Source organism: Collinsella sp. UBA1693 (genome assembly GCF_002320115.1).
Lineage (GTDB): Bacteria > Actinomycetota > Coriobacteriia > Coriobacteriales > Coriobacteriaceae > Collinsella > Collinsella tanakaei.
Map to the genome: position 1 here is coordinate 82367 of NZ_DCJT01000001.1, position 23598 is coordinate 105964.

The 23598-nt window shown below is 64.0% G+C and carries 19 protein-coding genes; 13 read left to right on the forward strand and 6 right to left on the reverse strand.

Going from position 1 to position 23598, the window contains the following annotated elements; genetic code table 11:
* Nucleotides 1–166: 166 nt before the first annotated feature.
* Nucleotides 167–1300: a ribonuclease D gene (rnd, locus tag B3H65_RS00395; RefSeq protein ID WP_286683687.1), complete on the reverse strand. Its 1134-nt coding sequence runs from the start codon at nt 1298–1300 to the stop codon at nt 167–169.
* Between the two features lie 96 nt (nt 1301–1396).
* On the opposite strand from rnd, the gene B3H65_RS00400 reads away from it, so the two are divergent.
* The 6 genes from B3H65_RS00400 to B3H65_RS00425 all read left to right on the forward strand — a co-directional run bounded on the left by B3H65_RS00400 (nt 1397) and on the right by B3H65_RS00425 (nt 7736).
* Complete coding sequence (locus B3H65_RS00400) at nt 1397–2314, forward strand: diacylglycerol/lipid kinase family protein (protein ID WP_117679790.1); 918 nt, start codon at nt 1397–1399, stop codon at nt 2312–2314.
* A gap of 462 nt (nt 2315–2776) precedes the next feature.
* Nucleotides 2777–3340: a hypothetical protein gene (locus tag B3H65_RS00405; RefSeq protein ID WP_286683688.1), complete on the forward strand. Its 564-nt coding sequence runs from the start codon at nt 2777–2779 to the stop codon at nt 3338–3340.
* A 257-nt stretch (nt 3341–3597) separates the two neighbouring features.
* Entirely contained in the window at nt 3598–4149 is a 552-nt protein-coding gene (locus tag B3H65_RS00410; protein ID WP_286683689.1) for a hypothetical protein, read from the forward strand.
* A gap of 28 nt (nt 4150–4177) precedes the next feature.
* The gene (locus tag B3H65_RS00415; RefSeq protein WP_286683690.1) at nt 4178–5938 is read left to right on the forward strand and encodes an ABC transporter ATP-binding protein; all 1761 of its coding nucleotides are present in this window, start codon (nt 4178–4180) and stop codon (nt 5936–5938) included.
* Nucleotides 5931–6677, forward strand: coding sequence for an energy-coupling factor transporter transmembrane component T family protein (locus B3H65_RS00420; protein WP_009140668.1), 747 nt, complete (start codon nt 5931–5933; stop codon nt 6675–6677). Before B3H65_RS00415 ends, B3H65_RS00420 begins: the two co-directional genes overlap by 8 nt.
* 114 nt (nt 6678–6791) lie before the next feature.
* The gene (locus B3H65_RS00425) at nt 6792–7736 is read left to right on the forward strand and encodes an RsmB/NOP family class I SAM-dependent RNA methyltransferase (protein ID WP_286683691.1); all 945 of its coding nucleotides are present in this window, start codon (nt 6792–6794) and stop codon (nt 7734–7736) included.
* A gap of 582 nt (nt 7737–8318) precedes the next feature.
* On the opposite strand, the gene B3H65_RS00430 is transcribed toward B3H65_RS00425, so the two are convergent.
* A complete protein-coding gene (locus B3H65_RS00430; protein WP_181973349.1) occupies nt 8319–8465 on the reverse strand; it encodes a hypothetical protein in 147 nt (48 codons plus the stop codon).
* A gap of 383 nt (nt 8466–8848) precedes the next feature.
* On the opposite strand from B3H65_RS00430, the gene B3H65_RS00435 reads away from it, so the two are divergent.
* Nucleotides 8849–9961, forward strand: coding sequence for a hypothetical protein (locus B3H65_RS00435; protein WP_009140671.1), 1113 nt, complete (start codon nt 8849–8851; stop codon nt 9959–9961).
* A gap of 231 nt (nt 9962–10192) precedes the next feature.
* Here the strand turns inward: B3H65_RS00435 and B3H65_RS00440 are convergent, their stop codons facing one another.
* The 3 genes from B3H65_RS00440 to rfbB all read right to left on the reverse strand — a co-directional run bounded on the left by B3H65_RS00440 (nt 10193) and on the right by rfbB (nt 13923).
* The gene (locus B3H65_RS00440) at nt 10193–11080 is read right to left on the reverse strand and encodes a DegV family protein (RefSeq protein WP_286683692.1); all 888 of its coding nucleotides are present in this window, start codon (nt 11078–11080) and stop codon (nt 10193–10195) included.
* 320 nt (nt 11081–11400) lie between these two features.
* On the reverse strand, nt 11401–12744 hold the full coding sequence (glmM, locus tag B3H65_RS00445) for a phosphoglucosamine mutase (RefSeq protein WP_278563571.1): 1344 nt from the start codon (nt 12742–12744) through the stop codon (nt 11401–11403).
* 156 nt (nt 12745–12900) lie between these two features.
* A complete protein-coding gene (rfbB, locus tag B3H65_RS00450; protein WP_117679796.1) occupies nt 12901–13923 on the reverse strand; it encodes a dTDP-glucose 4,6-dehydratase in 1023 nt (340 codons plus the stop codon).
* A gap of 195 nt (nt 13924–14118) precedes the next feature.
* Between rfbB and B3H65_RS00455 the strand changes: the two genes are divergently transcribed.
* Both B3H65_RS00455 and B3H65_RS00460 read left to right on the forward strand, forming a co-directional pair.
* Nucleotides 14119–15108 carry a D-isomer specific 2-hydroxyacid dehydrogenase family protein gene (locus B3H65_RS00455; RefSeq protein WP_286683693.1) on the forward strand — a complete coding sequence of 330 codons (990 nt, stop codon included), beginning with the start codon at nt 14119–14121 and terminating at the stop codon, nt 15106–15108.
* A 249-nt stretch (nt 15109–15357) separates the two neighbouring features.
* Nucleotides 15358–17265, forward strand: a complete 1908-nt coding sequence (locus tag B3H65_RS00460; RefSeq protein WP_286683694.1) for a fructose-1,6-bisphosphatase — start codon at nt 15358–15360, stop codon at nt 17263–17265.
* 554 nt (nt 17266–17819) lie between these two features.
* On the opposite strand, the gene B3H65_RS00465 is transcribed toward B3H65_RS00460, so the two are convergent.
* On the reverse strand, nt 17820–18254 hold the full coding sequence (locus B3H65_RS00465; protein WP_286683695.1) for an RrF2 family transcriptional regulator: 435 nt from the start codon (nt 18252–18254) through the stop codon (nt 17820–17822).
* Between the two features lie 369 nt (nt 18255–18623).
* On the opposite strand from B3H65_RS00465, the gene sufC reads away from it, so the two are divergent.
* The 4 genes from sufC to B3H65_RS00485 are packed head-to-tail and all read left to right on the forward strand — an operon-like array spanning nt 18624 to nt 23558.
* Nucleotides 18624–19550: a Fe-S cluster assembly ATPase SufC gene (gene sufC / locus B3H65_RS00470; RefSeq protein WP_278563568.1), complete on the forward strand. Its 927-nt coding sequence runs from the start codon at nt 18624–18626 to the stop codon at nt 19548–19550.
* A 10-nt stretch (nt 19551–19560) separates the two neighbouring features.
* A complete protein-coding gene (sufB, locus tag B3H65_RS00475) occupies nt 19561–20973 on the forward strand; it encodes a Fe-S cluster assembly protein SufB (protein WP_117679801.1) in 1413 nt (470 codons plus the stop codon).
* Nucleotides 20974–22236, forward strand: coding sequence for a SufB/SufD family protein (locus B3H65_RS00480; RefSeq protein WP_286683696.1), 1263 nt, complete (start codon nt 20974–20976; stop codon nt 22234–22236).
* Nucleotides 22233–23558: an aminotransferase class V-fold PLP-dependent enzyme gene (locus B3H65_RS00485; protein WP_286683697.1), complete on the forward strand. Its 1326-nt coding sequence runs from the start codon at nt 22233–22235 to the stop codon at nt 23556–23558. The genes B3H65_RS00480 and B3H65_RS00485 overlap by 4 nt, the downstream gene beginning before the upstream one ends.
* Nucleotides 23559–23598: the final 40 nt, after the last annotated feature.

Here is a 23598-nt window from a genome sequence, read left to right on the forward strand (position 1 = left end):
CGGGCGGCCGCGATCACATGGATATTCACATGGGTACGCTTATACCCAGCCATCCCAAGTTATGCATGCGGGCAAGGAGCCGTACCAGAAGCCCAAAACCCCGTGGGGCGGACGCGGCAGGGGCGGGCCGCACCGGATGGCACGCGGCGAGCCCCAAACATTAGCGCTACAAGATCTCGAGCGCGCGGTCCTTCACGGTAAGGCCGATATCGCCGTTCAACAGGTCGTCGATCAAGGTGCCAACCAGCTCGAAGCGCCAGCCCTCGCGAAGCGGGCTATCCTGCGGGCGGTCAACGTAATCGACCAAATCGTCGCGCGAGGCGATCATGGCGGTGGCCACGCCGGAGCGCTCCCCCACCAGGCGAATCAGCGCGTACATAAGGTCGATCACGCTCTCAAGCTCGGGCGAGGCGGGCTTGTGCGTGCGGGCGATAAAGGGGTACTTGTCCGCCGGGCAGCTCTCGCCGCGGGCGATGACGGAAAGCGCGCCGGCCACGTCGGCATCAGACAACTGCTCGGTTCCGCGCACGCGGCGCAGCGAGGCGGCGTCATGCGGCGGGCGCTTCGACAGCGCGATCAAGACCTCGTCGGACATAAGCCACTTGCGCGGAATGTTGGAATACTCAGCCCTGGCCTCGCGCCAGGCGGCGAGCTCGCGCGCCACGGCGAGCTGGCGGCGGGTAAGTGAGTTGACGCGCTTGACGCGCTTGAAGGCGACGCGGCGATCGACCACGTAATGCGAGCGGTCGGTCAGCGGCCTGATCTCGTCCAAAACCCAAGACGCGCGGCCGGACTCGTCCAGACGCTCCATGATCACGTCGTAGGCCTTGATAAGGTAGCGCACGTCGTCCAGGGCGTACTCGATCTGCTCGGGAGTGAGCGGACGGCGCGACCAGTCCGTCAGCGACTCGCTCTTGGGCAGGGTCACGCCGCAAAACGCGTGCACCATGCCGTTGTAGGAGGTCTGCATGCGCTCGCCCAAAAACGCCGCGGCAATCTGCGTGTCAAAGATGGGGGCGGGCAGGGCGCCCAGCGTGTAGTTGAGCACCTCCATGTCCTGCGAGCAGGCATGGAACACCTTGACGGTGCCCTCATCGCGCATAAGGATCGCTAAAGGCGCCAGGTTGTCGATGGCGATGACGTCTATGACCACGCACTCGTCCGGCGTGGCGACCTGCACCAGGCACAGACGCGGATGATAGGTGCGCTCGCGCAAAAACTCGGTATCGACCGCGATGGCGTTAAAGCGCGCCGCGCGTTCGCAAAAAGCCGACAGTTCTTCATACGTGGAGATATACATGCCTCACCCATAGATGTGGTTTGAGCCCCGCTCGCGGGGGTAGGATTACGACACTGTAACTATACTCGGCTTCGCTCAAGAATAGGAACATTCCGCATGCGCTGTCTTATCATTCACAACCTCGCCTCAGGACCCAAGTCCGACGAGATCTTCACCTTTGCCCAATTCCTCTCCCAGACGGGGGACGAGGTGGTCATGCGTTTTCTGGGCGATGGCATGGAGCCCGAAGACGCGACCGCAGACGTAGACCAATTCGACCGCGTGGTGGTATCCGGCGGTGACGGCAGCGTCTCCAACGTGCTCAACCACATGCGCAACACCGGCGTGCCCATCTTGGTGTTCCCCTCCGGCACCGCCAACCTGTTCTTCAACAACATCGGCAACGCACCGGAAGCCGCGGCCCTTGCCGCCGCCTGCCATGCCGGCAAGACCGCCAAGGTGGACATGGGCGAGATCTCTTGGACGGACGAGGAGGGCACGGAGCGCAGCCACGCGTTCATCATCATCGCCGGCACGGGCTTCGACGCCGCCATCATGGAGAAGGCGGAGTCCACCAAGGGAGACATGGGCGAGATCGCCTACATGCTCTCCGCGCTGGCGACGCCCTCCCCGCAGGTGGCGCACTTCACCATCGAGTGCGACGGCGAGGTCCATGAGCTGGACGGCATAGGCTGCATGGTGGGCAACACCGCCGTCATCCAAAATGAGATCAACCTGTTCCCGGACTGCCGCATGAACGACGGCATGATCGACATCGTGGTCATAGAGCCCGCCAAGACTGTGGAGCTTCTGCCCACGCTGATCGCCGGCGTGCTGGACAAGACCGGAAAGGCCATAGGGCGCCCGCAGTTCACCATGTTCCAGGCCCGCGAGGCCCACGTCACCTGCAGCCCCTCCATGGGCATGCAGTTTGACGGCGAGCTCATCCACAGCAACGCCGGCAGCTTCAGCGCCCGCGTGATCCCGCAGTGCCTGGACCTCATCATCGACGGCTTCTCGAACCTCACCGAGTAGCCGCGTCCGCCCGCCCGCCGCATGGCAGCCCGACCGCCGCATGGCCGCCCGACCGCGCCGTAACAAACTCGCAACGAGAAAACGAATTGCGTTGCGCCCGCCCGCCGCTATGCTATAGTTCCTTCCAACAAATGGGGACAGCCCCAAACCTCAATTCCGCGAAAGGAGATGCCGACATGATCAACGCAGCCAACAACTCCGTGATGAACTGGTGGTGGCGCGATGCGATCTTTGTCGGTCGACGGTGAGTCCTATCGCGCCAGAGTCTTCTAGCAGCGAACTTTTAGGCCTCCGGTTTGACCGGGGGCCTTTTTTCTTACCCCGGCAACCACATCGACCGGCACCGCGCATCGCGCGCCTCCACCCCACCAGCCCACCGGCACCGCGGCCCCGCGCAAACGGCGCACCCGCAACCACCTTGTACCACCGGCGCAAACGCGCACGCACCAAAAGGAGCACACCATGTCCCAGAACACCGCCGCCCGCACCGTCACCGCCAACGAACACGGCAAGCTCGATATCCGCGCCCTGGTCCTGCTCGCCATCCTGCTGGCAGCCGGCCTCATCCTCAACTTCACCGTGGGCAAGGCCATCTCGTCCATGTCCGCCGGCATGATCAGCCCCGAGTTCATCATCTCCGCGTTCTGCCTCACCATCCTCATCATCCGTCCCAACATAGGCCAGGCGCTGGTGATAGGCCTCATCTCCGCGGCCGTTATCCAGATCACCACCACCTCGCCCTTCATCGACTTCGCAGCGGAGGGCATCTCCGCCATGGTCATGGCCGTCATCGTCCGCGCCGGCATGCGCGGGGGCGCCGCCAAGGTCACCCCGCTGGTCGGCACCTTTGTCACCACCCTGCTCTCCGGCGTGATCTTCATGCTCATCAAGATGGCCATGGTGGGCGCCGCCGGAGAGCTCGCCGCCGCCATGCTGCCCGTGGTCGCCGCCACCGCCGTCTTCAACGCCATCCTGGTTCAGGCCCTCTACATCCCCATCAAGAAGGCTCTTAAGCTGGACGATTAGCCCTCAAAGGCCCTTCGCCCTCCCCTTGATTCATCCCACCCAACCGCCCTTCCATCCTCGCGGGCGGCGAGGCACCGCAGCATCGTCGCCCGCACTTTCCCCAAGCGCTGCCGCGCCAAAAACCACCTGCAAATCAAATACGCACCAAAAGCATCCGCCCGCAAGCGGTATAGGCCACGCCGTGCCAAGACGCCATGCCGCCCCCCACCCAAGGACCCCGGGCGAATGCGGACGAAAAACCCAAGAGAGGAAACACCATGGACCAGAAACCCCGCACCCGCGCCGTCGCCGCCTCCAGCCGCGGCGCGCTGGACATCTCCGCCATCGTCCTGCTATCCGTCCTGCTGGCAGCCGGCTTCATCCTCAACTTCACCCTGGGCAACGCGCTCGCCATAACCGGCATCAAGCCGCAGTTCATCATCGCCGCCTACTCGCTCGCCATCCTGCTCACCCGCGCCAACCTCACCCAGTCGGTGCTCTACGGCCTCATCTCCGCCGCGGTGATCCAGCTCAGCACGTCGGTCCCCGGCCTCAACTTTGTAACCGAGGTCGCGGGCGCCCTGGTCATGGCGCTGCTTTGCCGCCTTGAGGTCGCGCCCGCCGGCAGAAGCATCACCCCGCTCATCGCCGGCTTTGTGACTACGCTGGTTTCCGGCGCGCTCTTCGCGGGGCTGGGCACCGTCCTTATGGGGGCCGCCCTTGTTACCGTCACCGCAAAAATCCCCGTTGTGCTGGGCACGGCCGTATTCAATGCTATCGTGGTACAAGCGCTGTACACCCCGTTGAAGGCCGTCCTCAAGCGCAGTTAAGCTCGTTCGTCATCACCAGGAAGACCCCATGCAACCAATCATCCAATTAGAAAACGTCAGCTTCTCCTACAGCCAGGAGGCCTCCCGGGCGCTTACCGACGTCTCGCTTTGCATCGAGCAGGGCGAGTTCGTCGGCGTCATAGGCCCCTCGGGCGCCGGCAAGTCCACGCTGGCCGCCGTGCTCTCCGGCGCCATCCCCCACCATTTCAGGGGCGCGTTCTACGGCGCCGCCCGCGTGGAGGGACGCGACACCTGCGAGATCAGCCTCACGGACATCGCCCGCGTGGTGGGCGCCGTGGCGCAGGACATCGACGCGCAGATGGTCGCCTCCGTGGTTGAGGACGAGATGCTCTTTGGCCTGGAGAACTTCGGCGTGCCCCATGACCAGATAGAGGGCCGCATCCAGCGCGCGCTCGCCACCGTAGGGATAGAGCAGCTGCGCGACCGCGAGATCGCCACGCTCTCCGGCGGGCAGAAGCAAAAGGTCGCCATCGCGGCGATCTTGGCCCTGGAGCCCCGCGTGCTTGTTTTGGACGAGCCCACCGCGGCGCTGGACCCGGTGAGCTCGCGCATGGTGTTCGAAACGCTACGCGAGGTCAACCGCGTGGCGGGCGTCACCGTGGTGGTCATCGAGCAGATGGTCGCCCTGCTCTCCGAATTCTGCGAGCGCGTCATCGTGATGAACAAGGGCTCCGTGGCCCTGGACGGCACCCCGCGCGAGGTGTTCGCCCACGCGGAGGACCTGCGCGCCATAGGCGTCGACAGCCCGCGCGTCACCCGCGTCTACAACAGCATGCGCGCCCAAAACCTGCTCGCCGCAGACCAGGCCCCCTGCCTCAACGTTCCGGAAGCGGCCGATATGATCGCCCGCGCGCTGGACGGCCACGCCGCCCCCAACCAAAGCCGCGCCGGCGAGCTGCAGCCCTCTCCCCATGCGCCGGCTCGCCCTCACGCCCGGGGCGCCCAACCGGTGCTGCGCATCGAGAACGCAAGCTTCTCCTACCCCGCCGGCGGCGCCGCCGTGCGCGACCTCGCCATGGAGGTCTACCCCGGCGAGCTGGTGGGCGTGGTGGGCCAAAACGGCGCCGGTAAAACCACCCTTACCAAGCTTATCAACGGCCTGCTCACCCCGTCATCGGGCTCAGTCACGGTCGCGGAGATGGACACGCGCGAGACCCCCGTCTCCGCACTCGCGGCCAACGTGGCCACGCTGTTCCAAAACCCGGACCGCCAGATCTGCAAGCAGACGGTTTTGGACGAGGTCGCCTTTGGCCTCGAGCTCCACGGCGTCGAGCGCGAAGACGCCCTCGAGCGCGCGCAGGCGGTCATCGACCGCTTCGGCCTGCCCGCGGACCAGGCCCCCTTCTCGCTCTCGCGCGGCCAGCGGCAGATGGTGGCCCTGGCGTCCGTCGTGGTCATCGAGCCCAAGCTGGTGCTTTTGGACGAGCCCACCAGCGGCCTCGATTACCGCGAGTGCATGACGGTCATGCAGACGGTGCGCGACATGGCCGAGCGCGGCTGCGCCGTGGTGATGGTGTGCCATGACATGGAGGTTGTCTCGGACTTCGCCGATCGCCTAGCGGTCATGGCGAACGGCCGCATCCTGGAGCGCGGGCGCACGGCGGAGGTCTTCGCCAACACCGGCCTTATGCGCGAGGCGAGCATCACCCCGCCTCAGGTGGTCGCCCTCTCCCAGGCGCTCGCGCACACCGTGTCGCCCGCCTTCGCCTCCATTACCGAGGTCTCCCAGATAGTCGACACCGCAAAGGAGCTGATCGAGCGTGGTTAACGTCATCGACTACGTACCGGGCGCCACCGTGCTGCACCGCCTCAACCCCGTCGCCAAGCTGGCGCTCGCATCGGGCATCATCATCGCCACGTTTCTAGCCGCCTCCTACCCCGCGCTGGTGGGGCTGCTTGTCATCACCCTGGCGCTGGGCGCCTATGCGGGCGTCTTCAGCCGCCTGGCGTCGCTTCTCAAGGTGCTGCTGCCGCTTGCCGCCATCATGTTGGTGCTGCAGATGATCTTTGTACAGGGGGGCGAGCGCCTGGTGGGCTTTGTCACCAGCGAGGGACTCGTCACCGGCTCAAAGGCCTGCCTGCGCCTGCTGGGCGTGGCGCTGCCCTTAGTGCTGGTACTCACCGTCACCAAGCTCACGGACCTGGCGAACGCCTGCGTGGAGATCTTGCACGTGCCGTATCGCTACGCCTTCGCGTTCACCACGGCGCTTCGCTTTGTCCCGCTCTTTGGCCAGGAGATGAACGCCATCATGGAGGCGCAGACCGCCCGCGGCGTGGAGTACGACACCAAGAACCCCATCAAGAAGCTCCAGCTCATGCTGCCTTTGTGCATTCCGCTGCTTATCTCGTCCGTAGGCAAGACCGACGCCACTGCCCTTGCGGCAGAGCAGCGCGGCTTCTACCTGCGCACGCGCGAGAGCTCCTATAAGCGCTACCCCCTGCAGGCGCTCGATTTCGCCGCCATCGCCGTCGCGGTCGCCCTCATAGTCGCCGGCGCGCTCATGTAACCCGCGCCGCTCCAAGAGCACCGCGCATCCCGGCCCCGCCGCACATTCAAACTGCTTTCTGGCACAATAGAAGGCGCTCCAAACCGGGGCGCCTTTTTAGTTACGGAGATAACCATGAGCACACCAGACGGCATCCCCGCCTTCCTTGTCCAGCAGGTCCAGGCCGCATACAGCGAGGACATCGCGAACCAGATATTCGACGGATACCAGCAAGCCGCCCAGCGGCCCACCACCCTGCGCGCCAACACCCTCAAGGCGAGCGCGGACGATGTCGCCGCCGCGCTCGATGGGGCGGGCATCCCCTACGAACACGCCCCCTGGTATAAGGACGCCTTTGTGGTGGACGCGCCCAGCGAGCGCGACGTCTGGGGCATGGACATCTACCGAAAGGGAGGCATCTACCTGCAAAGCCTCTCGTCCATGCTGCCCCCGCTGGCGCTCGCCCCGCGAGAGGGGGCGGACATCCTCGACATGTGCGCCGCACCCGGAGGCAAGACCTCGCAGATCGCCGCCCTCACCCACGGCGCGGCGCACATCTGCGCCTGCGAGCTCAACGTGCCGCGCGCGGAGAAGCTGCAGTACAACATGGATAAGCAGGGCGTTACCAACCTGCAGATCATGCGCGTCGACGCTCGCAAGCTGGACGAGTTCTTCAGCTTTGACCAGGTCTTGCTAGACGCCCCCTGCACCGGCACGGGCACCGTGCGCGCAGGCGATCCCAAAGCGGAGAAGCGCATCACCCAGCAACTGCTCTCGAAGGTGACCCGTTCGCAGCGTGCACTGCTCGACCGCGGCCTCACCGTGCTCAAGCGCGGCGGCACGCTCATCTATTCCACCTGCTCGATCCTGCCCGAGGAAAACGAGCTCATGCTCGCCTCGGTCCTCAAGCGCCATCGCGACTGCGAGCTGGTCCCGCTCGACCCCCAAGCGCTCGCAGCCGCTCCGGATAACCCGGAGCTCGCCCTTCCCTGCCTGCCGAACGGGTTGGAAGGCACCATCACCGTGCGCCCCACCCGCCTGTTCGAGGGCTTCTTTATCGCCGCGATCAAAAAAGCGTAGGCGACGCCGCCTTAAAGCTCACAACCCACCGCTTGTGCCCGCCTTAGCGCGGGCACAAGCTTTTTACCGCGAGGACCTCACGCGCACGGGAGCATGCATAACCGCATGCATCGCTGTGAGACCCTTCCCATACCGGCAAAACCAGCCACATCTTTCTTGCTGCGCCAAATAACGCCTTAGTGCGGGAAGGACAGCGTGTCAAAAAAGGGCTTAGTGCGGAAGTTTGGTCAAATAGTGCGTTAGTGCGGATTGGAGGGGCTCCGACAAGCTTCCCCTATTCATTAGGCAGCATCGCCCGATCCCTCTAGCTTGGGCGATACGAACGGCCTATTCATAAGGTACCCTTGCTATATCTCTTCGTTTCCGCACTAACGCATCATTTGTCATGCTGGGGTCCGCACTAAGCGACTATTTGTCCTAAGCCCCGCACTAACTCAATATTTGTCCCAGCTGGATTCCGCACTAAGCGACTATTTGACACTCGGGGAGACAGGGCGACTCCGGCAACCCGCAGCAGCGCACCATCTGGTCAAGCGAGTTCGCGCCGGCAGGCAAAGGCGCCGTCAACTCCGCGACGACGGCCTACTGTTTGCGATGACGAGGAGCGTGCGCCTCGCGCTTCTCCCTGCGACGGTCTTTAATAAAGGTGAAGAGTGCATAGAGCGCCGCGACGGCGGCGATAGCGCCGATGCAAAGGGCAACCGGACCCACAATGGTCATGACATCCATATCGGCACCGCCAATCTAATCGCACAGTTCCATCAAAGCGCAACCCTCGCGCCTGTCTGCAAAGCTTAACAGATATACGCGCGCCGTGCGTTAAAACCATCAAAGCGGTATCCATCGCAAGGCGCGGATTCCGCCCGCGCGAGCTCCGCCCTCCGTAATCCACCACGGCTGCCGGCCGGAACCCGCCTGCCCGCGCGCACGCCACCCCCGACCGCCCCCCGCCGCTGACGACCGCTCCCCGCCCGGCGCATCCACATCTAAGAAATAGCCGTGGACTCGAAAGCCAATTCGGTATAAGCTACAGCGTCTCGGGTAATATCTCGAGCGTTATTTCGTGTTACCGCAAGGCACATTTCGCCTTATCACCATGAAGGGGGACGATTATGGATTCCATGGATGCGACTAAGCAGGCGACCAGCGCCCAACAGCCGCAGGCCTCCACGGCAGCCGCAGGCGCTCCCGTGCCAGACCCCCGTCCCGATGCTCCCGTGCAGGTGCCCGCAGAGGTACCAGAGTCCATCGAGGCCACCATCGATTTCTCAGAGGTCGAATTCGCCGAGGAGTTCGCCGAGCCCGTCACCGCCATCACCCCCGGCGGCGTGCTGCCGCTCGAGCCCGCGCCCATCGAGGGCAGGCTCCGCAAGGCGGCGCTCAGCGTTCCGGATGAGATGGACGAATGCAGCGGCTTCACGCTCTTTGGCCGTCGCATCAAGTCTATGCTCTACACCACGGACGTAGCCGTCATCCGCAACTCCAACGCGGACGCCATCTTCGCCGTCTATCCCTTCACCGCGCAGCCCGCCATCACGCAGGCGCTGCTCACCGTGGCGGAGTGCCCGGTCTTCGTGGGCGTGGGCGGCGGCACCACCGCCGGCAAGCGCGCCGTGCAGCTGGCCGCCGTCTCGGAGATGCAGGGCGCCGCGGGCGTCATCGTCAACTCCCCCGCATCGCCTGAGATGGTCGAGCAGATCGCCAGCATGGTCGACATCCCCGTCATCGCCACGGTGGTGCGCTGCGATGACGTAGCGCACGCCAAGGTCAAGGCCGGTGCCAAGATCTTGAACGTCGCCGCCGGCAAGGACACCCCCGCCGTGCTGCGCCAGCTCCGCGAGCACTACCCCAACATGCCGCTCATCGCGTCCGGCGGCCGCTCCTCGCTCTCCATCCGCGAGACGCGCGAGGCGGGCGCCAACGCGGTCATCTGGACCCCGCCCTCGGCCCAGCAGCTGCAGGCGGACATGATGAAGCGCTACCGCGAGATGGGCGCCACGCCAGAAGGCCCCATCCTGGACCCCATCAAGGCGAGCGCGGAGAACCCCATGGAGAGCGCCCGCGCGGACGTTCCTATTCCGGACGAGCAGCTGGCCAAGGCCCACTCCCCGCGCCAGCGCCTGCGCAAGAGCCGTCCCGGCGGCTTCTTCTTCCCCCGCGGCAAGGGCAAGGCCGGCCTGGCGCTGCTGCCGGTGATCGCGGCAATCGCAGACAAGTTCGTGTAAGCGCGCGTCGCAACCGGTGCACAGCCACAACCAGTGCAGGCGCTGCGACCGCTACGGCAGTGCACGGCGCTGCGTCTCATAGGCTCCAAACGCAAATGACCCCGCTCGTCTTTTTCCGGACGAGCGGGGTCGATTCTTTTGCAACGCTTCTCGCGCCATAAGCTCGCGCTTCTTCTTGCGCAAACCTCTTTCTCAGTCTTTGGACGAGGAGGGTCTCAAGCGGCGAGCCGTCTACTCCCCGCGGACCTGCCCCATAAAGAACACGGCGGCGGTGCCCGGGCCCGTGTGCGAGCCGATCACGGCGCCGATGTTGTGAATCGAGACGCCGCCGCTCACGTTGGGGAAATGCTCCTCGATAAGACCGGCCAGCGCCTGCGCGTCTTCCAGGCAGTCGGAGTGGCAGATGCAGCACTTGCCGTCATAATCCTGCCCGCCGTCGGCGCGCTCGGCCATAACGCGCACCAGCTCGGCGATAGCGCGGCGCTTGGTGCGGATCTTCTCGCGCGGAACCAACTTGCCCTGGTTGTTGATATCCATCACCGGGCAGATCTTCAGCGCGGTCGCGAGCACGGCGCTGGTAGCGCTCACGCGCCCACCGCGCTTAAGGCAGTCGAGGTCGCTCACAAAGAACCAGTGGTTGAGCTTGTACTTGTTGGTCTCCGCCCAGTCGACCAGCTCGTCAAGCGTGGCGCCCTGGTCGCGAAGGTCCGCCATGTACTCCACCAGCAAACCAAAGCCAGAGCTCGCAGCCAGGGAGTCGACAACCTTGATAGTGCGATCCGGGTAGCGCTCCGCAAGCGCGGAGGCGGCCAGGCAGGCAGAGTTATAGGAACCGGAGATGCCGGAAGAAAGGGTCACGTGCACCACGTCCAGGCCCTGGGCAAGGTAGGGCTCCCAGAATTCCTGGTACTCGCCCACTCCCACCTGCGAGGTCTTGGATTGGCCGCCCGCCTTCAAGCGACCATAGAACTCTGCGGGGGTGGTGGACTCGTAGAGATCATCCACGTACTCCTGGCCGTCCATCTCGTAATGAAAGCAAACATATGGTATAGTGCGCTGCGCAAAGAAATCGCGCTCGTAATCCGCGGTTGAGCAGGTTGTAAGTACGTATGTCGACATAATCCCCCTCATCTGGAAATCAGAATAATCCAATGTGAGATTATGCCATGATGCGCGTGTCATCCATAACAATTCATATTGTGCACTGGCACTTGTAACAATAGTGTGAAATAAGCCCGCTCGTGCTCCCCATAGCGCATGCCAGCATCCACGCACCCCTCGGCGGCTTCGCGCGCCGCGCAAGGCCTTCGCCCACGCAAAGCCCATGCCAGCGCAAACCCCATGCCCGCGCAAACCCCTCGCAAACAAAAGAGCCCCCGCGACATCGCCGCAGGAGCCCCAAGCAAGTTAGAAGGTGGCCGTGCTATACGCCAAACTCACTACTCGTCGAGCTTGTACTTCTCAAGCGCTGCCAAGACAATAGCGCCCGCCTCGGTGCAGAGCTTCTCGTCCGGAGCCTCGGTAAGCACGCGGACCAGCGGCTCGGTGCCGGAAGCGCGCACGAAGACGCGGCCGTTGCCCTCGAGGTACTCCTCCGCCTGGGCGATGGCCGCCTTGATGTCCTCGCCGTTCATGACGGCGTCCTTGTCAGAGACGCGCACGTTCACCAGCTGCTGCGGGTAGAGCTTCACCGGACGGGTGAGCTCGGAGAGCTTCTCGCGCTCGGCGCGCAGCACCTCCATGATGCGCAGCGAGGTGAGGATGCCGTCGCCGGTCTTGGCAAGGTCGCCAAAGATGATGTGGCCGCTCTGCTCGCCGCCCAGGTTATAGCCGTTCTCACGCATGCAGGCGTAGACGTACTTGTCGCCCACGTCGGTCTTCTCGTAGTTAAGGCCGGCGGCCTCCAGCGCACGGAAGAAGCCGAAGTTGCCCATAACGGTGGGAACCACGGTGGACTTGGCCAGGCGACCGTACTTGTTAAGGTAGGTGCCGCACACGTACAGGATCAAGTCGCCGTCCACCAAGTGGCCGCGCTCGTCAACGGCCAGGCAACGGTCCGCGTCGCCGTCGTAGGCAAAGCCAATGTCCAGGCCGTTCTCAACAACAAAGCGCTGCAGGCCCTCGATGTGGGTGGAGCCGCAGGCGACGTTGATGTTGTAGCCGTTGGGGGCGTTGTTGATCACGTGGGTCTCCGCACCCAGGGCGTCGAAGACGGGGCGGGCGACGCTAGAGGCAGAACCGTTGGCGCAGTCCAAGCCGATCTTCATGCCCTGCAGCGAGAAGCCGCAGCTAGAGATAAGGCTGGCGATGTAGCGGTTGCGGCCCTGCATGTAGTCCACGGTGCAGCCGATGTTCTCGCCGGTGGCCAGCGGAACCTCGCTCTTGCCGTCGATGTAGTCCTCGATGAGCTCGAGAACGTCCTCGTCCATCTTATAGCCCTCATGGTTCACCAGCTTGATGCCGTTGTCCGTGTAGGGGTTGTGGCTGGCGGTGATCATGACGCCGCAATCGAAGCCGCCATCGACAACCTCATAGGAGACGCCGGGCGTGGGGATGACGTGCAGCATATAGGCATCGGCACCGCTGGCGACCAGGCCGGAGACCAGCGCGGACTCGAACATGTAGCTCGAAAGGCGCGTGTCCTTGCCAATGATGACGCGGGCCTTCTTGCCGCGACGGGCGCCGTAGTACCAGCCTACAAAACGGCCGATCTTGAATGCATGGTCAACGTTGAGGCCCTCGTTCGCACGGCCGCGGAAGCCGTCGGTGCCAAAATACTTCATAGATGAAATCCTTCCGTTTGATACGGGCCGCCCGGTCCTGCAGCCGTCCTTTCAGAGCGGCGCGCGACAATCTCGCGGTAGCAAAAACATGATACCAGCGAGCAGATGCCGTTGTGCGACGTGCAGACTCTTTACACCATGTGCAAGGCCCGCGCGTTAAAACCCCATGGCGGCATAGCGAGCCTCCGTCTCTCGTTTAGCGACCCTCCACCAACCCTCGTTGCTGCGATACCACTCTATGGTGTCGAGCAAACCGGCAGAAAAGTCTACATGCACGGGCTTCCAACCAAGCTCGCGAATAAGCTTGGAGGCATCGATGGCGTAACGCCGATCATGACCGGGTCGGTCACGAACCCAATCGAAATCGTCTTCCGCTCGCCCAAATGCACTGAGGATCTCGCGCAGTACAGATAGATTATTGCGCTCACTTCCTGCGCCGACCAGGTAGGTCTCGCCTAACCGCCCTAGGGTGAGTATCCCCCATACGGCGGAACTATGATCGTCAACGTGAATCCAGTCGCGAACGTTTCTCCCGTCGCCGTAAAGCTTGGGGCGCTCTCCATCGATAAGGCTAGTAATCTGCCGCGGAATGAACTTCTCGACATGTTGATAGGGACCGTAGTTATTTGAACATCCAGAGATAGTCGCCTTCAGCCCGTAGGTGCGCGCCCAAGCGCGGACAAGAAGATCAGACGCTGCCTTGGTGGAGCTATAGGGACTGCTGGGTCTATACGGATCATCCTCGTTGAATCTATGGGGATCATCCAAGGTCAATTCACCATAGACTTCATCGGTGGACACATGATGGTATCGCACGCCTCGCAATCGACACGCATCGATAAGCGTAAACGTGCCCCGGACATTGGAATCGAGAAAGGGCGTCGGGTCATTGATGGAATTATCGTTGTGAGTCTCGGCGGCGCAGTTCACCACGGCATCCGCTTCGGCAACAAGACGGCCCACGAGCTCGGCATCGCAAATGTCCCCAACAACCAAGCGCAGGTTCTCTCCTGGAATTCCCGACAAGTTCTCGGGATTACCGGCGTACGTGAGCTTGTCGAGCACGGTAACTGCTACGTCGGGATGCTCGCGGACTATGTAGCGAACCAGATTAGAGCCTATGAAACCGCATCCGCCGGCCACTAGCACGTGACGGGGGATAAAACATGTCTCAAACAAATAGCCACCTCTCCAGTCATACACTCAGACTCAGCACAAAAGCATGCTTACATAATAGCGGCAAACAGCCCCGAAACGGATCGAATCCCACGTCATCGTCCCGAGCCACCGCCGCGAACGTATCGACCGAACCCGGTTCGGGAAGAATCCGGACGGAACCGCCATCACCTCATCCTCCCAGAAAGGAACGACACTATGAAGATCAGACTCTTCGAGCTTCGGCAGGACGAGCTCTCCGCCTTTGAACGCGCCGCCGGGACACTTCCTAAAAACTACTCCATCGATGCCGTGACAGAGCCGTTAAGCGCTGACAGCATTGATGGACTAAAGGGTTACGAGGCCATCGTCATCACCAACAAGTCGCTGCTCACCGCAGATATTGTGGCGCGGCTGCAGCAACTGGGCGTGCGCTACGTATCCAGCCGCTGCGTGGGCTTCAACCACATAGACCTGCCCGCCGTGAAGGCAGCCGGCATCCGCGTGTGCAACACCACCTACCCGCCCTACGGCGTGGCGGAGTTCGCCATCATGCTCATGCTCATGGCGCTGCGCAAGTGCAAACCCGCCATCTGGCGCATGCAGGTGAACGACTACTCGCTTGAAGGCCTGCTTGGCCGCGAGCTGCGCACCATGACCGTGGGCGTGATGGGCACCGGGCGCATAGGCCGCGTCGTCGTAGACTACCTGGGCGGCTTTGGCTGCAAGATCTTGGCGTACGACCCCTACCCCGCCCAAGACCTCGCCGCGCGCGAGGGCGTTGAGTACGTAGGCCTGGATGAGCTCCACCGCGGCAGCGACCTTATCACCGTCCACGTGCCGCTGATGGATTCCACCCGCAACATCATCGACGCGGACGCCATCGCCAAGATGAAAGACGGCGTGGTGCTGATCAACGTGAGCCGCGGCGAGCTGGTGGATACCGACGCCCTGATAGACGCCGTGGAATCCGAGAAGGTGGGCGCCCTTGCCATGGACGTCTTCGAGGATGAGGGCGGCATCTACCATGAAAACCGCATGAACGACATCATCTCCAACCGCAAGATGGCCTACCTGCGCCAGTTCCCCAACGTGCTGCTGACCAACCACATCGCCTTCTACACGGACGTGGACGTTGACAGCATGGTGGAGGACGGTATCGCCAACATCCCGGCCATGGTGGAGGGGCGCTGCACCACCGAGCTGTAAGCCCCGGGCCCGCGCGATGCCTGAGACTTGATGGCGGGCGCCTGTTGGAGCGGACGACGGCAGGCGTACTCGTCCACAAAAACCCATTGGACGGAGCCGCCCATAGAGGGCTTAGGGCCGCTCGCAGAACCGTAACGCTCCGTTCACACGGGCGCGATAGCTTGCGGCCATACTGGAATCATTACGCCGAGAAGCCTACAGGGAGGGGCCGCCCGGCATTCGCTTACCAAAACGCAAGGAGTTCTCAACATGGTTGTATCGGGCTGTACCGAGCAGACAATGAAGTACCTATCCTTACTCTCCCAGCAATTTCCCAACCAGCAGGCGGTGTTCACCGAGATCATCAACCTGCAGGCGATCCTCAACCTGCCCAAGGGCACCGAGCACTTTATGAGCGACGTGCACGGCGAGTACGAGGCGTTTATGCACATCCTCAACAACTGCTCGGGCGTGGTGCGCGAGCACGTCGACCTTATCTTTGAGGACATGGGCGCCCGGGAGCGCGCCGACCTGTGCACGCTGATCTACTACCCGCACGAGAAGATCGAGCTGGTGCGAAGCGAGCGCAAGGACTCCCCCACCTGGTACAAGACCATGCTGGACCAGCTGATCACCGTGGCGCGCAAGCTCTCGAGCCGCTATACGCGCTCCAAGGTGCGCAAGGCCATTCCGCATGACTACGCCTACATCATCGACGAGCTGCTGCACACGCACCCGGATGAGAACAACTACCGCGTGCGCTACCACGAGCGCATCATCGACTCCATCTTGGAGACGGATTCTACCGAAGACTTTATCTGCTCGCTGGCAGAGCTGATCAAGCGCCTGGCCGTGGACCACATCCACCTGGTGGGAGACATCTTTGACCGCGGCGGCGGGGCGTCCAAGATCATGGACCGCCTGGAGCGGTGCCATGCGCAGCGCCTAGACGTGCAGTGGGGCAACCACGACCTTTTGTGGATGGGCGCGGCCGCCGGCGAGCCCGCCTGCGTGGTGACCGTGCTGCGCAACAACCTGCGCTACGGCAACTACGAGATCTTGGAGAACGACTACGGCATCTCGCTGCGCAGCCTGGTGGCCTTTGCCGACCGCACCTATGCGCCCGGCGAGGCGATCTCGCCCTTGATCAAGGCGATCAACGTGCTGCTGTTCAAGCTCGAGGGGCAGATCATCGCCCGTCACCCGGAGTTTGATATGGAGGGGCGCCTGCTGCTGGACAAGATGGACCTTGAAGCGGGCACCATCGAGCTTGAGGACGGAACCTGGCCGCTGGCAACGCGCGACTTCCCCACCGTGGACGCCGCGCGCCCCTACGAGCTCACCTGCGAGGAGCGCGAGATAGTCGACAAGCTGGTGGCGGAGTTCCGCGCCTCCGACCACCTGCGCCGCCACGTGAACCTGCTGTACTCCAACGGCTCGATGTATTTGGCAAGCAACGGCAACCTGCTGTTCCACGGCTGCGTTCCCATGAACGAGGACGGCACCTTTAGCGCCATGAACTGCATGGGCACCTGGAAAAGCGGACGGGACTACCTGGACTTTTGCGACAGCATAGCGCGGCGCGCCTGGCGCGACGGCGACCAGGAGGCCCTGGACTGGATGTGGTATCTGTGGATCGGCTTTAAGTCACCGGCCAGCGGGCGCTTGGTAAAGACCTTTGAGCGCGCCTACATAGAGGACAAGTCCACCTGGTCCGAGCCCATGGACCCCTACTTCACCCTGACGCGCGAAGAGGGCCCGTGCGACGCCATCATGCGCGAGTTTGGCCTGTACGCGGGCGGCCACATCATCAACGGCCACACCCCCGTCAAGACCGTGCAGGGCGAGCAGCCCATCCGCGCGAACGGCAAGCTGCTGGTGATCGACGGCGGCTTCTGCTCCGCCTACCACCCCGCCACCGGCATCGCCGGCTACACCTTGATCTCGAGCTCTCGCGGCATGCGCATCAAGGCGCACGAGGCGTTCAAGAGCGTGGAGGAAGCCATCACCAGAAACGCCGACATCCAAAGCGAGACCACCAGCTTTGAGCCGCACGAGCAGCGCATCATGGTGAGCGACACGGATACCGGCGACGTGATCCGCGGCCAGATAAGCGACCTGCGCCAGCTGCTGGACGCCTACCGCAGCGGCCTGATCGCAGAGCACCGCGCGGAGTAGGCACGTAGCGCCCACCGCGCGTGTTTTAGCCTTCATGCAACGTCGTGGCGCCGGCACACCATGTGCCGGCGCCACGCTGCGTTCCGGCCCCTTTCCCCCAAGATGACTTAGATGCTCCTGGGATTATTTGCCGAGAGGTTGCGCTCGGCCCGACCCCAGGCATGACGTAGCGCTCCGGTCCCCTTACCGCGAAGAGGCGGTGGTCCGGCTGTGTCAAAAAGCGACTTAGTGCGGAGGTTTGGTCAAATAGTGCGTTAGTGCGGATTGGGGGAGCTCCGAAGCGGCTCCTGTATTCATCGAGCGTCGTCGCCCGGGCCTTCTAGCTCGGGCGATGCTGATACCTTATTCATAAGGTACCCACCCTATCTCGCCCTCATCCTGCACTAACACATTATTTGACACGATTTGGACCGCACTAAGCGACTATTTGGTCCAGGACCCGCACTAAGCGATTATTTGGCACAGCCGCCATTCCGCAGTAGCGCTCTATTTGGTCCCGGAACGCCGATCTCTCCGCGAACCCTCTCAGTGCCCTCTCCGCGAGCCCCCGCGGGCTACTTGCGCCCTATATCCAGGTGAATCTCCGGCACGCGGGCAAGGTCCGCCAGCGTCACGCCGTCTACGTAGTCGTCGATCGCCTTCTCCAGGCCGGTCCAGAACTTGACGGTGGAACACAGGTCCGCGCGGGTGCACGCCCCCTCGAGCCCGTCGCAGGCCACGGTGGCGGTGGTGCCCTCCGCGGCGCGCAAAATGTCGCCGGCGGTGATCTCATCGGCCGGGCGCGCCAGCACGTAGCCGCCGCCCTTGCCGCGCACGCTGCGCAAAAGCTCGGCGTGCATCAGCGGGCGCACCAGCTGCTCTAAGTATTTCAGCGAGATCTTCTCGCGCTCCGAGACCTCGCGAAGGGCGATCTTGCCTTCCTCGTCCCCAAACGCGGCGATATAGATCATAAGGCGCAGCGCGTAGCGCCCTTTTGACGAGATGAGCATGCAACCCTCCTTTTTGTCCATCCACCATGCGATAGCGAAGCGACCGGACGCCCCGCCACGCGGGCACGCCGTTCGAGTGCCCGGGTGCACGACCCGGAAAACCCGGACGCCCGGGCCCGCGAACAACGTCGGCGGCCAACGCCATCAATCGCACATAAATCTTAGTGGATTACTCGGATTTATCCTTGACTAAAAACGGTACAATCTTATCGTTAATCCGAGAGAATTCCTAGGGTTTCTGCAAAGCGGTCGGGCGCAACACAACCGTAACAACCAAACGCCGCCTTCTGTGCCCCACGCGCCGCGCCGAGCGCGACTGAAACGCGCATCAGCACGCAGCAAGCCCGTAAGAACAGAAAGGCGCAGCACATGACCACCACTGCTGACTCGCTCCTCTCCGTTCGCGGCCTCACCGCGTCGGTGGACGAGAAAACCATCCTGCACGGCGTGAACCTGGACGTCGCCGCTGGCGAGACCCACGTTCTCATGGGCCCCAACGGCGCCGGCAAGTCGACCCTGGGCCACCTGGTCATGGGCGACCCCGCCTATAGCGTGGACGAGGGCTCCATCTTCTTCGACGGCCAGGACGTCACCGAGCTCTCCTGCGACAAGCGCTCGCGCGCGGGCCTGTTCCTGTCCTTCCAGGCACCGGTGGAGATCCCCGGCGTGCCGCTGTCCAGCTTCCTGCGCGCCACCATCGCCGGACGCGAGGGCCTCGAGATGAAGGGCAAGCAGTTCCGCCGCCGCGTCACCGAGCTCGCCGGCGAGCTCAACATGGACGTGTCCTACCTCAACCGCGAGCTGGGCGTGGGCTTCTCCGGCGGCGAGAAGAAGAAGGTCGAGATGCTGCAGCTGCTGCTTCTGCAGCCCAAGCTGGCTATTTTGGACGAGACCGACTCCGGCCTGGACGTGGACGCCCTGGGCGTGGTCTCGCGCGGCATGGACGCCTACCGCAAGCAGACCGACGGCTCGCTTCTCATCATCACCCATAACACGCGCATCCTGGAGCACCTCAAGGTCGACCGCGTGCACGTCATGGTCAACGGCCGCATCGTCCGCGAGGACGACGCCTCGCTGATCCCCTGGATCGACGCCAACGGCTTCGACACCTTCGAGCGCGAGGCTGCGGCCCAGCTCGAGGCTGAGCGCGCCGAGCGCGAGGGCGAGCCCTCCCGCGACGCCGCCATCGACGCCGTCCGCGCCGCGGCCAGCAGCCTGGGCGCCGGCATGGTGCAGTCGCTGCGCGCCACGCTCGACGGAGCCGGCGACTCCTGCGGCAACGCGGACGCCCGCTAAGGAGGGGCGCATGAGCAAGAAACGCACCGAGGTAGCGGACATCGACCGCAGCCTCTACGACTTCACCTACGGCGAGGAGGGCTTCGAGCGCCTGGACGCCGGCCTCACCCCGGACATTGTCACCGAGATCTCCCAGCGCAAGGACGAGCCCCAGTGGATGCTGGACTTCCGCCTGAAGTCGCTGGAGATCTACCACAAGATGCCCAACCCCACCTGGGGCCCGGGCATCGAGGGCCTGGACATGGACAACATCGTCACCTACGTCAAGCCCAACACCGAGCAGAAAAACGACTGGGAGTCCGTCCCGGACGACATCAAGAACACCTTCGAGCGCCTGGGCATCCCCGAGGCCGAGCGCAGCTACCTGGCCGGCGTGGGCGCCCAGTACGACTCCGAGCTGGTCTACCACAACATGCAGGACACGGCCTCTAAGATGGGCATCGTCTACTCTGGTATCGAGGAGGCGCTGCACGAGCCGGAGTGGGAGGCCATCATCCGCGAGAAGTTCATGACGCTGATCCCGCCCACGGACCACAAGTTCGCCGCCCTTCACGGCGCCGTATGGTCCGGCGGCTCGTTTGTCTACGTGCCAAAGGGCGTCAAGCTGGACTTCCCCCTGCAGAGCTACTTCCGCCTGAACGCCAAGGGCGCCGGCCAGTTCGAGCACACCCTTATCGTTGTAGAGGACGACGCGGACCTGCACTTTATCGAGGGCTGCTCCGCACCCAAGTACAACGTGGCCAACCTGCACGCGGGCGCCGTCGAGCTCTTTGTGGGCAAGCGCGCGCACCTGCGCTACTCGACCATCGAGAACTGGTCCAAGAACATGTACAACTTGAACACCAAGCGCGCCCGCTGCGACGAGTACGGCGAGATCGAGTGGATCTCCGGCTCCTTTGGCAGCCACGTGGGCTACCTCTACCCCATGAGCGTGCTTTCCGGCCGCAAGAGCCGCTCCAGCTTCACCGGCATCACCTTTGCCGGCACCGGCCAGAACCTGGATACCGGCTGCAAGGTGGTCCTGGGCGCGCCGGACACCTCTGCCACGGTCGAGACCAAGTCCATCTCCAAGGGCGGCGGCATCTCCACGTTCCGCAGCTCCATCGTCGCCACCCCGGCGGCCGAGGGCGCCACGGCATCTGTCTCCTGCCAGTCGCTCATGCTCGACGACATCTCGCGCTCGGACACCATCCCCGCGATGGACATCCGCGCCAAGGACGTCAACATAGGCCACGAGGCCACCATCGGCCGCATCGGCGACGACAAGATCTTCTACCTCATGAGCCGCGGCATCTCCGAGGAGGAGGCCCGCACCATGATTGTCAACGGCTTCGCCAACCCGGTCTCCAAGGAGCTGCCGCTGGAGTACGCCGTTGAGATGAACAACCTGATCAAGCTCGAGATGGAAGGAGCGATTGGCTAGATGGACGCTCTTGTGATCAAAAAGGCGAACGCCATGCCCGCCTCCACCTGGAGCTGGCTCAAGATGAACGAGACCAAGGTCGCCGTGCCCGCGGGGCTGGAGCGCGACTGCCAGGTGGTGATCGAGAACGCCGGCGACCTGCTGGAGACCCATGCCAGCTTCGAGGGGGCCGTCGAGATGCTGCAGCAGCGCGTGGACGCCCGCCGCGGCGACGATGCGGACACCCGCGCCATCCTGCGCGCCGCGCAGGGGCACGACGCCGGCGCCAGCGACCTGGACACCCCGGCGCTCTCCTCCTATGAGAAGAAGGTGGCCCTGTCCCAGATAGCCGGCGACGTGGCCGCGGACTTCGAGACCGGCGTGGGCCGCGATGCGCGCGCCTACCTCAACTTCCTGGCCGGCGGCACCGCCGTGCTGGCGACCGAGCCGGGCGACGAGGCATCCGCCACGGTGCGCGTGTCCGCCCGCCCCGGCACCTCCTCGTCCGCGAGCATCGACGTGGTGGCTGCAGAGGACTCCGAGCTCGACCTGGCCATCTCCATCGACGCCGCCTGCGGCGCGGACCAGGCAGCCTTTGCCGGCTCTGCCCTGCGCGTCTTCGCGGGCGAGCGCTCCCGCGTGAACGTGACCGTCTACCTTACCTGCGGCGCGGGCGTGACCTGCGTGGAGGACTCCGGCTTTGTCCTGGACGACGACGCGCGCGTCACCGTGCGCCACGTGGTGCTGGGCGGCTCCTTCACCGCCACCGGCCTTGCCGCCGACCTGCGCGGCGACCGCTCGCGCATCGATATCGACACCAGCTACCTGGGCGCGGGCGCAGACGAGCGCGACTTCAACTACATCGTGCGCCACCGCGGCAAGAAGACCGAGTGCAACCTGGACGCCAACGGCGTGCTCACCGGAACGTCCAAGAAGATCCTGCGCGGCACCATCGACCTTATGCACGGCGCCAAGGGTGCCCAGGGCAACGAGCGCGAGACCGTGCTTCTGGCCAACAAGGGCGTGGACAACAAGACCGTGCCCATGATCTTGTGCGATGAGGACGATGTCGCCGGCAACCACGGCGCCACCATCGGCCACGTGCGCCCCGAGCAGCTGTTCTACATGGGCTGCCGCGGCCTGTCCGAGAAGCAGGCAGAGGAGCTCTTTATCTCGGCCAAGCTGGAAGACGCCGCCATCACCGCCCCGGACGAGCAGATGCGCGACAACGTGGTGCACCTGGCCTCCACCCTGGTCGATAACTTTGAAGAGGAGATCGCATGATCGATACCGAGAACGTGGGCTGCGACACCTGCACCGCCCCGGGCGCTCCCGTGCTGGACGCCTCCACGCCCGCATCGCGCGCATGGCCCCGCGTAGACATCGAGACCAACCCTTACAAGGCGCAGTTTCCGCTGCTGGCGGGCAAGCCCCAGATCGCTTTTCTCGATAGCGCCGCCACCGCGCAGCGCCCCGCCTGCGTGCTCGCCGCCCAAAAAGAGTTCTACGAGACCATGAACGCCAACCCCCTGCGCGGCCTGTACTCGCTCTCCGTCGAGGCCACCGAGGCCATCGCCAAGGTGCGCTCCCAGATCGCGGGCCTTATCGGCGCGGGCGACCCGCGCGAGGTGGTCTTCACCCGCAACACCTCCGAGAGCCTGAACATTGTGGCCAAGGCCTTCGCCCCCACCGTGCTCGAAGCCGGCGACGAGGTCGCCATCACCGTGATGGAGCACCACTCCAACCTCATCCCGTGGCAGCAGGCCTGCCGCGAGGCGGGCGCCACCCTGGTCTACCTCTACCCCACCAAGACCGGCCAGCTCACGGATGAGGAGATCGCCGCCAAGATCGGCCCCAAGACCAAGATCGTCGCGGCCACGCAGGTCTCCAACGTCCTTGGCGTCGAGAACCCCATCGCCAAGCTGGCCCAGGCCGCTCACGCGAACGGCGCCTACATGGTGGTCGACGGCGCGCAGTCCGTGCCGCACATGGCCGTGGACGTGGCGCAGCTGGGCGCGGACTTCTTCGCTTTCTCGGCCCACAAGGCCCTGGGCCCCATGGGCGTGGGCGTGCTGTGGGGCAAGATGGAGCTGCTCGAGCGCTCCCGCCCCTTCCTCACCGGCGGCGAGATGATCGACTCCGTCACCGAGCAGGACGCCGTCTGGGCGCCCGTGCCCGAGAAGTTCGAGGCGGGCACCCAGGACGCCGCGGGCATCTACGCCACCGGCGTCGCCCTGGACTACCTGGTCAACCAGGTGGGCTATGAGGCCATCCAGGCGCGCGAGGCCGCACTTGTGCACTACGCCATGGCGCAGATGAGCCAGCTGCCCTACGTGGACATCATCGGCTCCATCTACTGGGACCGCCACCACGGCGTGATCAGCTTCAACGTGCGCGGCATCCACCCGCACGACGTGGCCAGCATCATGGACATGCAGGGCGTCTGCATCCGCGCCGGCCACCACTGCGCCCAGCCGCTGCTCACCTGGCTTGGCGTGGAGAACCTGGCCTGCTGCCGCATGAGCCTGGCGTTCTACAACGACAAGCACGACGTCGAAGCGTTCCTCGAGGCGCTGGACGCCGTGTGGCGCACCTTCAACGGCTAGCGCGTCAAACCAACCTCTACGGGGCCGTCCCATTTTGCTG